The organism is Polyangium jinanense, from assembly GCF_028435265.1.
In the GTDB taxonomy this organism is placed as follows: domain Bacteria; phylum Myxococcota_A; class Polyangia; order Polyangiales; family Polyangiaceae; genus Polyangium; species Polyangium jinanense.
Genome location: NZ_JAGTJK010000026.1, coordinates 15,749 through 28,190, shown reverse-complemented (window position 1 = coordinate 28,190; position 12,442 = coordinate 15,749). Strand labels below are relative to the sequence as shown.

At 67.9% G+C, this 12,442-nt stretch carries 11 protein-coding genes; 7 read left to right on the top strand and 4 right to left on the bottom strand.

What is annotated here, in order from left to right; all coding sequences use genetic code 11:
- Positions 1-94 precede the first annotated feature (94 nt).
- Together KEG38_RS34290 and KEG38_RS34285 are read right to left on the bottom strand one after the other, a co-directional pair.
- Complete coding sequence (locus KEG38_RS34290) at positions 95-952, bottom strand: alpha/beta hydrolase (RefSeq protein ID WP_272424436.1); 858 nt, start codon at positions 950-952, stop codon at positions 95-97.
- A gap of 42 nt (positions 953-994) precedes the next feature.
- Positions 995-2,116, bottom strand: coding sequence for a hypothetical protein (locus tag KEG38_RS34285; protein ID WP_272424434.1), 1,122 nt, complete (start codon positions 2,114-2,116; stop codon positions 995-997).
- A gap of 540 nt (positions 2,117-2,656) precedes the next feature.
- Here KEG38_RS34285 and KEG38_RS34280 point away from each other — a divergent pair.
- From KEG38_RS34280 to KEG38_RS34265, 4 genes are all read left to right on the top strand, one after another.
- Complete coding sequence (locus tag KEG38_RS34280) at positions 2,657-3,082, top strand: hypothetical protein (RefSeq protein ID WP_272424431.1); 426 nt, start codon at positions 2,657-2,659, stop codon at positions 3,080-3,082.
- 309 nt (positions 3,083-3,391) lie between these two features.
- Entirely contained in the window at positions 3,392-3,814 is a 423-nt protein-coding gene (locus KEG38_RS34275; RefSeq protein WP_272424429.1) for a hypothetical protein, read from the top strand.
- Between the two features lie 1,160 nt (positions 3,815-4,974).
- Positions 4,975-5,733: a DUF7873 family protein gene (locus KEG38_RS34270; RefSeq protein WP_272424427.1), complete on the top strand. Its 759-nt coding sequence runs from the start codon at positions 4,975-4,977 to the stop codon at positions 5,731-5,733.
- A gap of 2 nt (positions 5,734-5,735) precedes the next feature.
- A complete protein-coding gene (locus KEG38_RS34265) occupies positions 5,736-6,518 on the top strand; it encodes a hypothetical protein (RefSeq protein WP_272424426.1) in 783 nt (260 codons plus the stop codon).
- Here KEG38_RS34265 and KEG38_RS34260 read toward each other — a convergent pair.
- Positions 6,484-6,696 (bottom strand): hypothetical protein, encoded by a 213-nt coding sequence (locus tag KEG38_RS34260; protein WP_272424424.1) that lies wholly within the window; start codon positions 6,694-6,696, stop codon positions 6,484-6,486. The genes KEG38_RS34265 and KEG38_RS34260 overlap by 35 nt on opposite strands.
- Before the next feature lie 254 nt (positions 6,697-6,950).
- Here KEG38_RS34260 and KEG38_RS34255 point away from each other — a divergent pair, with 254 nt between their 5' ends.
- From KEG38_RS34255 to KEG38_RS34245, 3 genes are all read left to right on the top strand, one after another.
- Positions 6,951-8,177 (top strand): hydroxymethylglutaryl-CoA synthase family protein, encoded by a 1,227-nt coding sequence (locus tag KEG38_RS34255; RefSeq protein ID WP_272424422.1) that lies wholly within the window; start codon positions 6,951-6,953, stop codon positions 8,175-8,177.
- A gap of 13 nt (positions 8,178-8,190) precedes the next feature.
- Entirely contained in the window at positions 8,191-8,478 is a 288-nt protein-coding gene (locus KEG38_RS34250; protein WP_272424421.1) for a hypothetical protein, read from the top strand.
- Positions 8,479-8,705: 227 nt separating this feature from the next.
- The gene (locus tag KEG38_RS34245) at positions 8,706-9,926 is read left to right on the top strand and encodes a hypothetical protein (protein WP_272424419.1); all 1,221 of its coding nucleotides are present in this window, start codon (positions 8,706-8,708) and stop codon (positions 9,924-9,926) included.
- A 719-nt stretch (positions 9,927-10,645) separates the two neighbouring features.
- Here KEG38_RS34245 and KEG38_RS34240 read toward each other — a convergent pair.
- Positions 10,646-12,370 carry a hypothetical protein gene (locus tag KEG38_RS34240; protein ID WP_272424416.1) on the bottom strand — a complete coding sequence of 575 codons (1,725 nt, stop codon included), beginning with the start codon at positions 12,368-12,370 and terminating at the stop codon, positions 10,646-10,648.
- Positions 12,371-12,442 lie beyond the last annotated feature (72 nt).

Here is a 12,442-nt window from a genome sequence, read left to right as displayed (position 1 = left end):
CACGGCGCGGGGGTCGACCTCGCCGCAGCTCTTCCCCGAGGCCGGCGGCGCCAGATCGCCTGAAGCCGGAGCGCCGGCCGCGTGAGGCGACATTTCAGGGGGCCGGCAGCAGGTCCCCGAACCGCGCGTCTCCCTCGAGCGACCAAGGGATCGATTTGCGGGTCGCCTCGGCCACCGGGCCATTATAACGATGTCCCACGTCGGCGGTTTTTACGATACGCGTCGAAATCTTTGCCTCTCGCAGCCGCGCTGCCGCCCAGCGGGCGTCCCTCTCGCAGAAGCTTTGAGAGCAAATGAAGAGCACACGATTGCCGCCGCCCTTGGCGAAAGCCTGCGCAACCTCGGGCTTCCACGCGTCATGGCCGCCTTCGATGAGCACGAGCCGCGGAAAATCCGCAGGGCGGCGGCTGGCGATCGCCACGCCTTGAATCGCGCCGAGGGAAAACCCCATATAAAGTGGAGGGCCGGGATCCACGTAATCGGGATAGGCCGCCGCGAGCGCTCGAAGGCCGGCGTCGATCTCCAGCTCGAGCACAGCGTTACTCTCGTAGGTGAAGCGAATATCGTCCGGACCGGGAGAGTCGTCGCGCGGGATGCCGCGAGGGCACAAGATGAACGCGTGGTCCTCGAACAAATCGCGCACGGCCTTGCATTGCCATTCGGGCCGACCGTAATTGCCGTGCGCGGCGATGACGACGGGCCGGCGCGACGTCGCGCCGTTCGGCAGAGATACGACAGCCGCGGGATGACCGGGCACCGTGAGATCGACGATGGGCGACGCGACTCGGAGCGGACTCGGCTCCTTCGGCGCGACGACGGCCGAGGGCAGAGCCGGCGGCGCGCTCGGACTCGGGCTCGCGGTGGGCGCCGCGGCGCTGGGCTCGGCGCGGCGCCCGTCGCAGGAGGACGCGAAAGCCAAGAGGAGCGTGAGGATCGGCAGCGATCGAAACACAGGCTTTCGTGTTTAAACGAGACTTGTTCTTTGCGCCAGCGATCAGCTCGTCGGCGGGGAGCTCCTCGCGCTCGCCGCCCCGTCACGGGCGATCTTGTCGGCGCTGACGGCCCAGCGTGCGCAATGCGGGCAGCGCGATGCGTAGCGGGCGTGCATCGCACCGCCGCAATGCGGGCAGGGCCGGCGTGGGGCGTCGCGGAGGCGGTCGGCGTTCTCGTCGGTCGGCGCGTCGCGGGTGGCGTCGAGCCGACAATGCGGGCACTTCGCCGTCGCGAGATCGAGGGCCTCGTAGCAATAGGGACAGGCGAGCACGCGGCCGTCCGCCACCGGGGGCGCGACGATCGCCCGCGTGCGCGCGCGGATCTCCGCGAGCAGCGCGGGCGGGACGTCGTCGAGGTGCAGGGTCGCCTTCGGCAGGCCCGGGTGGGTCGCGAGCACGCGCAGGCCGGCCTCGCCGAGCGGGTTGCCGCGCAGGCCGAGGTGGGAGATTCCCCGTGAAAACACGCCGCTCGCCAGCAGCCGCTCGAGGCCGTGGGCGGTCAGCCCGGTCCAGCCGAGGTCGACGCTGCTGAAGCCGTCGGTCTGGCCGGCGAGGCGCGCGAATATGGCGGCGCCTTCGTCGCCGAGTGGGTCGCCGATCAGCGACGGCCCGGACGTCCGCGCGAGTGCGCCGCCGTCGACGAGCGCCGCCAGGCCGGCGGGGCCGATATCGGTGAACGCGAGCCCCAGCTCCTCGCCGCGAAAGCCGGCGTCGGCCAGGGCGCGCGCCCCGGCGTCGCCGATCCGGTTGTCGCCGAGGTCGAGGATTTGGAGGCGCGGCAGCAGCGGGGCGAGGACCGCGATCGCGTCGGGGCCGAGGGTGTTGCCGGCGAGGTCGAGCTCGCCGAGCTCCGCGAGCGCCGGCGCCTCCGCGAGCGCGCGCAGGCCCGCGGACGTCAGCTTGTTCTCGGCGAGCCGCAGCTCCGTCACGCGCCCGAGGTGCGGCGAGGCGAGCAGCGCTGCGAGGCCGTCGTCGCCGATCTCGTTGCCCGTCAGGTCGAGCTCGCGGACGGTCGCCAGCGCGGGCTCGTCGGCGAGGCGGCGCGCGCCGGTCGGCGTTAGCCGCCAGCCGCGAAGTTCGAGCCGGTCGCGGTTCAGGACGGCGGAGAAGCGCGGGATCAGCATGCGTCGCGGTTATCGATCCCGCGCGGCCGCGTCAACCGCCGAACGCGGGCGTACCGCTCGCCTGGGACGCAGAACCTTCGCCCAAATGTCGAGGGGAACTTGCTGGCACGCCGGGACGCCTGCTAGGCGTCGAGGAGGAGGTCGCGGCTCATGGGGCCCTGGTATCGCAACGGATCTCGTATGGAGAGGGCTCCAGGGATCGCACGCCTGATGCAATTGGGTCATTGTTGGCTCATTTGCCTCGTCGTGGGGGGATGCACGCGTGGCCAGCCGGACGGGGCGGCTGTTGCCCCTCCGAGTGCCATCGCTCCCGCGCCGAGCGCCATCGCTCCCGCGCCGAGCGCCATCGCTCCCGCGCCGAACGCCACCTCGTCCGCAGCGCCGCCGGAGACACCGCCGGATACGAAGGCTCCGGACGTCCAGGAGGCGCCTCGGTCGGCGCCGGCTTCGTGCAAAAGCACCGTCCGCGTCGAGCAAGGGGATTCATTCGAGTCCATCACCCAGCGCTGCTATGGGAGCCGCACGTATCAAGACTTTCTCGTGTCGCACAACCACCATGAGCGGAAAGGGCTTCGCGCCGGCGAGACATTGAAGATTCCGCCTTTCGAGACCCTGGCTCGCGAGCACGTCGCGGCGAAATGGGCGAGCGAAATGAGCGCGGTCGCCGCAGCGTACGCCCACTTCCGCCGCGTCGAGCCCGAGATCGAGCAGCAACTTCGTGGTCAGAAGCCGGGGATGGGGCCCTATCGGCCGAGCGCCGCGGCGAAGCTCGAGCTCGACGCCGCCGCCAGCGCACTCCGCCCTGTCGTGGAGCACCTTCGTGCAGCCGGCGTTCGAACGAAAAAGTTCGCCCAGGCCGTGGAGGCGTTCGAGCGACTTGCCAGCGGCGAGGGCAGCTTCTCCACCGACTATGCGACCGAGGACATCCACCAGTGCTTCTCCTACGGCATTTCGGCGCTCAAGTAGGCCCTTCCGCTCTCGCTCCATGAATAGCTTTCCTTGAAAAGCGCACAAGAAGCCCCCGGGATCGATTGAGCTCAGCGGCACCGGGTGGCGAGCTCGGCGAGCGCAAGGGGCCCGGGTGCCCTCGTCGAGTCGAGCACGAGGGCAGGGGAGGGGGCCTCGCCTGTGCACGGCAGACACAGCGAGTGGTGCGATTTCATCCGCTTTCCTTGCTCGGAAGTGCGCCCGCTATGGCCAGCCGATTGCATCCGACGGTTGCATGCGGTGTGAGGGTCCTTCGCAGCGGCGGGGCCGTGCGCGAGGAGCAGTGCCATGAGGCGTTCCATCCAGAATGTTCTTTTCGCTGCCGCGTCGGCAGCCGCGCTGCTGATCACGGGGGAGACCCGGGCCGACATCAACAGCGTGGTCGTCACCGAGACCGGAGATCTCGAAATTGCCTTCGACGCGATTGCCATTCCTCTTCGCTCCTCCCCATTCGCCGCACAAGCGGAGGTGATGGCCATCTACGCCTGTGGCAGCGGAGCCAGCGAGACCGTCCACATCAACCTCTACACGGGGCGTGCCTTCGAGTCCAATTCCACAGGGCGTGTGCTCGGGATGGTGACGGGCCATCAACCGATCAGCCAGGTGCAATGCGCGGCCCCCAGGCTCGTGTACGTGAGGTACACGAATGTGCGCATCCTCAGCGAGATGGGCCAGCCGATGATCGGTCGCGACGTCGAGAGAGCATTCTGAAAGCTCCTCGGGCCACGCCTCGGTCCTCCTGCAAAGGGACACACGGCCGGGGGCGAGGAGGGCAGCGCTCGCCCATGGATCGATCTGCCCGGTTGAACCGCGAGCCGATCTGGGATACGTTGGCCACGAGTGTTCGTGATCCCGGGAGTGACCCCGGTCTGCCGGCGCTGGCAGCGGCAAGGACCGAGGTTACGCACAAGGCGCTCGTCCAAGGGCATAAGGAGGTCATCGAGGAAGGACGGAGCGGTTCAAGGAGGTCAAGGTCGGAGGACACAGCAAGAGGGGCGCACAGGGCATGCTGCAGTAAAATGCACGCGTTCTGCGCGACTCGCGAACGCTGTACGCACCGCCATGCAAGTAGGGGCTCAGACGGGTCCCGAAAGACCGAAGGACGAACGAAGGTAGAGCGTGCCCGCATTGTCATGGTGCTGCGGCGACAAACCGCAGCCGCAAGGTAGCCCTTGTGTCGTGAGGGTCGTAAAGCTCCGTCGGGTACTTCTGTTACCCTATTGCGGGCCTTGGCCCGGTGAGCGATGAAAGCCTTGTCCGGTGGGGCGGTCCAAGTGACCCTTGTCGCACCGGAGACAAACATGAACGCGCGAGGGTTGCACCATGCGGGCCCGTCATCGAACGAAACGTTCACTTCTCTCATCACGCTGGCCTGGCGGGGCACCTCCATGGAAAAGCCTCCTTCTGCTGGCAGGCGAGCGACAGCCGGTCCGGCTCCGGCCGGACGAACGGTCGCGCGTGCGGGAGTGAAGCCCTACGGTCCGCCGAGTGGTGACACGCGGAGGATCCGTGAGTTCTGCCGTGGCCCCGACCGGCGGGTCAGCCGCCGCCCCCTGGGCCACGGGGAGCGCCTAGTAGCCAGGGCGCGGCACATCGATCCGGTCGACGCCCGCGGCGTGTTTCCCGCGGGAGCGCCGTCACCGGGCGAATCCAGAGACGGCGGCAGGCGAAAGCCATAAGGCCTCCCGAGGATCCGCTCGAAATGGCGGCGCGCCACAGCGGGTGGAGCGTCGAGTGGTGCCGCACTCCCGGACGAAAGTCCCTCAGGCCCCCGGGAAGCCACGCCGGTGACGGCGCGGCGGCGCCAAGCGCGCCAGGAGCCTTCACAAACACTCACCTTTTTGGTGGATCCATCCGACGAGAGGCTCGACATGGTACAGGCAACATTTACCCGCCAGAAACGCGAGCTGGCCAAGGCGGCTAGCTGGATCGAGCGGCTCCGCGCCCACGAGATCCGCAAGATCTCCTTCGACGCGGAGGGCAAAAAGCTCACCGAGACCCGGGAGACCTACGTCGACTATCCGCCCGAGGAGGTCGCCCGTCAGGTGCTCGGAATCGTGGTGGAGGTCGTGCGCCAGCACGGCGCCCGGCAACGCGCCAATGGCAAGAACACCGGGCGCTTCGTGTGGAGGGGGATCGAGGCCGATTTGACGGTGCCGCAGCTACGGGCGCTCAAGGAGGCCCACGCCACGCTCGCCACGCTGGTCCAGAAGCTCCCGCGGCGAAACCCGAAGGTCGTGCACAACACGACCGTCGACGGTCGGCCTGCATTCGCGGGCAAAATGGAGGAGACCTTCGAGCAGCGCGTGCGTTACAAGCCCTACGAGGAGGACGCCACCACGCGGGTGCGTACCTACGAGGAGCATTACCGCGAGAAGGTCGGCGCATCCCAGCAGGTCGAGATCGATTATGGGCTGGAGGTCCGGCGTATCCAGAAGCTCGAGGAGATGGTCACGGATCTCGGCACGGCCATTCAGGTGGCCATCGACGAAGCCAACGGGCGCGGTCACGAGGACGATCCCGTTCTCTCGAAGGTCATCGACTCCATCAGCAAAGTATTCGACGACGTGCTGCCGCCGAGGGCTCCTTCGTCCGAGGGAGGAGCGGGCGCGGGGCCGAGCGGGCTCTGAGCGTGATCGAGCCCATCGGCCTCGGGTTCGCGGGGGACGGCCGGCTGGTTCACCTGACGGCACTCTCGGCGCGTGACCTGCTCTGGCGGCTCAGGCAGGTCAACGGCCTGAGACGGCACGAGCTGTCGCTCTTCGAATGGCGCGACACCATGGAGCCCGAGCTGCGGCCGGGGAGCGAGCGGCCGGGCGATCTTCAAAACCCTGCAATCGCCACGCGGGTCCGACTGGTGAGGCGCCTGCGCTGGAACCGGACGCTCGCGCCGATGGAGCGTCCCGGTGATCGCCCGGACGAACCGCGTGGCCCGCGCCATCCAGCGCTGCCGTTCATCTCCTCGAGAGAGCTCCGGCGGGTCGAGGGGGTCGTCGCGGCGCGCGTGCTCGATGGGGTATGGAAGCTGTCGAGCGAAGAGGGCCACATGTCGCGAGGCATGGTGCCAGGCAGAGGGCGCCCCGATCGCAACCGCTGCGATTACGTGCTGCTCTTCGGGGCGATTTTCGTGGTCGAACGGCTGCGCTTCGCGTCCGTGTGTGATGCCGGGGTCTCGGATGTGCTGGTGGAGCGCGCGGACCGCTCCTTCCGACTGTTGCGGTTCGAGGGGGTGGCGACCGCGCGTGACGGTCGCGGGCTCGTGCTGCGGCTCCGCGACAGAATGCGCCTCGACCGTGCGTGGACGGCGCCCATGGAGGATCGGTCCGAGGAAGCGGTGCTGCGCTGGTACAAGGTACGGGCCGTGGTGCCGCAGGAAGGTTTTACGTTCGTCGAGGGCCCCTCCTTGCTCGGATGAGCAGAACGGGGTTGTTGTTGAGGTCGTACGATTCGATGACGCCCGTCGAGCGGCAATCGTAGTTGAATGGCTCGGTCTTGCGCTGCTCGCCGGCGACCATCACCTTGTCGCCCTCGCGCTGGACGGAGGTGAGCTGGACGAGACGGAGGGCAGGCCCCCCACCTTGATGAAGCCGCATCCGGCGACGAAGGTGGCGAGCAGCGAGGCAACGAGCGTACGTGTCATGGTCGATGGTCTTCCGGGTGTGAAGGGGCGGGCGCATCCGCATGCGTCTTCTGCTGCCCGAGGGAGCCCCCGGCAGCAGGCGCTCGCTCTAGAGGACGGAGAACCAGCGCGCGTTTGCGGCTTTTGCCCCGTTTTCCCACGGCCGCTCCCTCGACCCTCCTTCGAGTCTCCTCGGCCGATGCACGCGTCGCCACTAGGCTCCGAACCATGAATTCTTGCAAAAGCGTGCCCGACGTCGGGATCGATGCGATTGCCTTGAGTGTGCCTCGCGGCTATGTCGAGCTGTCCGAGCTCGCCGAAGCGCGTGGGGTCCCGCCGTCGAAGTATTTGAGTGGGCTCGGGATGCGCCGGATGGCGATCGCCGCGCCGGACGAGGACCCGGTGACCCTGGCCGTGAACGCGGCGCGGCGCCTCTTCGAGCGTTCCGGCGCGAGCCCTGCGGAGATTGGCCTCTGCATCGTCGGCACCGAGACGGCGGTCGACCACTCGAAGCCGGTGACTGCGTTCGTCCACGGCCTGCTCGATCTGCCGAGCACGTGCCGCATCTTCGAGGCCAAACACGCCTGCTTCGGCGGCACGGCAGGACTTCTCTCCGCCGTCGATTGGATCGCCTCCGGCTCGGCGCGCGGCCGCGCGGCGCTCGTCGTCTGCACCGACATTGCACGATATCCCCTCCGTTCGGCAGGCGAGCCAACACAGGGAGCGGGCGCCGTCGCGCTGCTCGTCCGAGAAAAACCGCGGCTGCTCTCGCTCGACGTGGGCCAGACCGGCACGTTCGCGCGCGACGTGCACGATTTCTGGCGCCCGCTCCACCACAAGGAGGCCCTCGTCGATGGGCATTACTCGGTGCAATGTTATCTCGACGCCCTCGAAGGCGCTTACGATGCATGGCGCCGCCTCGACGGCGCCACGGACGAGCCGCTCGTGCGGACTTGTTATCACGTGCCTTATGGCAAGATGGCCCGCAAGGCCCACCGGCATCGCCGGATGATCGATGGTCTGACCGAGGAGGTCGCCGACGCGTCGTTCGTGGTGGAAGTGGAGCCATCACTCGATCTGCCATCCCGGATCGGCAATGTCTACACGGGCTCGCTTTACCTCGCGCTCGCCTCCCTGCTGAACACGCAAGCGAGGGAGCTCGCAGGCCGTCGTATCGGTCTCTTCAGTTATGGATCAGGCTGCTGCGCGGAGTTTTTCGCCGGCAGGACGAACCCGGAGGCCGCCGAGCTCGTGACGCGCCTCCAGATCGACGGGCCCCTGCGCGACTGCCAGCGATTGACGGTCGCCGAATACGAGCGGCTCCGCGCCGAAGACGCCGTCGCCGACAGCCGACCGGCGCCGACACGCGCCGCTGAAGGAACGGTGAACGAAGGCGGACGTGCCGTTTATCTCGGGGTCGATTCGAACGAGCGGCGGGTGTACGCCTACGCGTGACCCGGCGCGCGCCTTGCTCAATCTGGTGCTCGCGGGTGCATTCGCGGGCACCATCGATCCAGGAAGCGGGCCGCTCACGAGTGCGGGCGGCACCGACGCCTGGCTCATGAAGCTCGGGCAAACAGGAGAGGTGCGCTGGGCGGAGAGGATGGGCGGAGCGCAATCGGAGACCGTGCACGCACTCGCGGTGAACTGCCAGGGGAGGAGCGCGATCGTCGGCTCGCGGGTGAATCCGAACGGGCCGGATTTATTTGCTCTGGATGGCCCGATCGAGGTATTCGTGTCCGGCTTGGCGCCCTGAGATAGGCGACCGATTTCCAGAGGGCGCTGCGACGATTCCGTGTAACATCGTCGGCATGAAGACCTTGGCATTGGTTCTGATCACTAGCATTGTCGCGGTGGGGTGCGGTTCGAGCGGAGGAGATCCGAGCGGAGCCTCGAGCTCGAGCTCGAGCGGGCGGCAGCGCGGGTTCGGGCGGCGGCGGGGGCTCAGGCGGCGGCGGGGGCTCAGGCGGCGGCGCTTGCAATGTGACGCTCGTCGAGGGGCTCGACACGTCGGTGCCGACCGAGGGGAAAATGCGCCCCGCGCTGAACGTCCCCTTCGAGGATGAGCACTACCACCTGAAGGTCGCCCGCGTGACCGACGCCTCGCAAGTCACCGACCACGACATCCCGAGCTGGGTCCGCCACGAATACTCGCGCCGCCCCGCCTTCAATGCCGACTCGACCCGCGCGCTCATGCTCAGCTCGAACGGGTGGATGCGCCTTTACGAGGTGAAGCCAGACGGCACCCAGGCTTTCTTGAAGACGCTCGCGCTGGGTGAGCCCCAGGAGCCGAACTGGCACCCGACGGATCCGAACAAGCTCTACTTCTTCGAATCGTACGGCCAGGGTCTCACAATCTCGACCTACGACATCACGAGCGACGAAAAATCCACGTCAAGAGATCTCGGGACACGTGTGAAGGCGCTCTTCCCGGGCGCGACCGGAATGTGGACGAAGCAGGAGGGACGCCCCTCCGACGACGGCAAGATCTGGTGCCTGGAAGCCGGCCACACGACAGCCGGCAATTTCGTTCCCGATGGTCTGTTCGCCTATGACTTCGACGCCGACAAGATCCTCGGGCACATGCCCGTGACCGAGGCGCCCGACCACATCTCGACGAGCCCAAAGGGGAACTACTGCGTGCCCTCCTGGGGAGTCCCCATGGGGACACGCGCCTACAAGACCGATTTTTCGAGCTACACGCAGCTGCACGACCGCAGCGAGCACAGCGATCTCGCAATTACGAAGGACGGCGACGAGGTGCTCGTCTACACCGCCTACGACGGGGCGAATGCGGGCAACGTGGTCATGGTCGAGCTCGCGGGCGGGACGGCGACGCCGCTCGTTCCCCTCTATGGCGAGAACAACGGGAGCGCCGCCATGCACATCAGCGGAACCTCCAAGAACAAGCCAGGCTACGCCGTCATCGGGTTCTACGCCTGCTCCGAGGAATACGGCGCCAAAGCGTGCGATCCATCTGCGCAGTGGTTCTACAACAAGGTCATCGCCGTCGAGCTCCAGGCAAACCCGAAAGTCTACAATCTCGCCCATACCCACTACGGCAACGCCGGCTACTTCACCTCGGCGCAGGCAATCGCCAACCCGGACCTCACGAAGGTGCTGTTCGCCTCGACCTGGGAGAGCACGATGGAGAACGACGTCGCGAGCTACCTGATCCAGGTGCCCGCCTGCGCCCTGCCATAGTCCCCGCGGTCGGCTCGAGGTTGGTCTCATCTGGGGGGCGCTGCGCTGGGGCGTTGCCCCAGGCCCCACCAGGGGCTATCCGCCCCTGGACCCGGACCAGCGCAAGCGCTGGACCCGGGGTCGATGAACTGCGCAATGCGCAGTTCATCGAACAGGCCGAGGCAAGACCGGCGAGCGCCCCCGCCCACCGCGTCCTCACCCTCTCCAGGCACGAGCACGTGCGCCTCCCAGGGCGTCCTCACCCTCGCCGGGCACGAGCACGTGCACCTCCCTGGGCGTCCTCACCCTCGCCGGGCACGAGCACGTCCGCCTCCCAGGGCGTCCTCACCCTCGCCGGGCACGAGCACGTCCGCCTCCCAGGGCGTCCTCACCCTCGCCGGGCACGAGCACGTGCGCCTCCCTGGACGTCCTCACCCTCTCCGGGCACGAGCACGTCGGCCTCCCAGGGCGTCCTCACCCTCTCCGGGCACGAGCACGTCCGCCTCCCAGGGCGTCCTCACGCGCATCGCGCGGCCGCCCACAGCGCGAGATTCCGCCGATGACAGCATTCGGCCCTCCAACGGGCCTGATGGAAGAACTGCGCACCGCGCAGTTCTTCCACCACGAGTCCAGCGCTTGCGCTGGTTCGGGTCGAGGGGCGAACAGCCCCCGCGGGGCCCGGGGCAGAGCCCCGGCGCGGCGGCCTCCAGAAGAGACGAATGCTCCCAGTGGGGAGGAGCTCAGCAGCGCTCTTTCGCGCGCGGTCCGCGTCCGCGGCCGCTCGAGCGGCGGCGAGCGAACAGGAGTGCTGCGAGGAGCGCGCTGAGCCCCGTGCCGCTGGCGGTGGAGGCTGCGGATTCGATGCGGCAGCCGCAGCTCCCGGACGCGCCGCTTCCGGGCGGCGCGCCGCCTGCGGACGACGTGCCGCCGCCGGTCATGGCGCCGCCCATGCCGCCTGCGCCGCCGTCGCCGCCCGCGCCGCCGGATCCGACGAAGTTGCCGGTCGACGAGCTCGTCGCGGAGGGCACGACCGCGGCGCATTGACCGCCCTCGCAAGCCTCGCCTGGCGGGCACGTGACGCCATCGCAGAGGTCGACGCAGTTCCCCGCTTTGCAATGGGTGCCGGCTTGGCACGACACGCCGAGGCACGCGGTCTCGACGCATTGGCCGCTGTCTACATGGCAGCTCTCGCCCGAGGGACAGATCCGGCAGGCGCACCCGGCGATACAGACGCCGCTCACGCACACCTGGCCCTCTCCGCACGTGACGCCCGCGCACGGGTCCACGCAGTGATCACCGCTGCAGACCTGGCCCGCGGGACAAACGACACCCGCGCAGGGAGCGCGGCACTCGCCGCCGTGACACACCTCGCCTTCCGGACAAACCACGTTCGCGCAGGCCTCCTCGATGCAGAAGCTCCCTTTGCACACGAACGAGGGGAGGCAGGGAAACTCGCCCGATTCGCAGGACGCGACGCAGGTGCCGTTGCTGCACACCATATCGGGCGGGCACGTCGCGTCATCGTCGATCAGGCCGTCGCAGTCGTTGTCGATGGCGTCGCATGCCTCGCCCTGGATGCCGGGCTGAAGGACGGCCTTGCAGATGAGCGCTCCCTGCGCATTGCAGTCGGAGATGCCCTTGGCGCACGCGCCTTGCGCGTCGGGCACGTCGCAGGGTTGCCCGGCGCCGGGACAGGCGACACCGGTGAAGCGAAAGAGGAAGTCCTCGTAGTCGAGGTCGTTCCCGTTGACGCCCTCGGCGCCCGCCGCGTCCTTGAAGTCGAGATCCTCGAAGCCAAGGTAGAACGTGTTGGCGAGCATGTTCGATTTGTAGAGGAGATCCGAGTACCAGGGTCCCGGGGTCGAGCACAGCGTGCACGTGACGTTGAACCGGTGCTCGGTGTAGTGATACTGCGTCGCGTTCCCGGTGCCGGTGCCGTTCGGGTTGGGGATCAGCACGAAGCCGATGTAGCCCCCCTTGTAGGCCGGGTGCTCCCGGATCGAGACGGCGGTCAGGTTGACCTGGTCGGGAGGCGGCAGGGCGCCCGAGAACGGGAACAGGATCTGGATGTCGCTGTTCGGCGCCGCCATGTTGAGGTTCGCCCCGAGGTCCACGGGGACGTACTTCGGCGGGTTGTTGCTCGGGATGTTGTCGTCGACGTTGTACCAGCCGACGGCGAAATTGGCGCCGCCGCCCTTGGCGATGTACTTGCCGCTGAAGTCGCAGAGCGGCGAGAAAACCTGGGGCTCCACGGCGGCGCTCTGCACGACGTCGATCCCCTCGTTGATGTTGTCGTTGTTGGCCGATCCGTTGAGGTAGCCGCTGAGCGCCGCGCCCCCTCCCACGGGGATGACGGTGCCGTTCGGCTGCGTGACGACCGCGAACGCCGCGCCGCTCGCGCAGAGGATCGAGGCGCCAATCAAGGAGGAGACGACGGGAAACCTGGGAGAGCTCGATCCGAGCATGGAGATCCTTTCCGGCGCGGCCACCCGAGCCAAGGTGAAGAATGTTTCCCCATGCTACCACGGGAGCTGTCC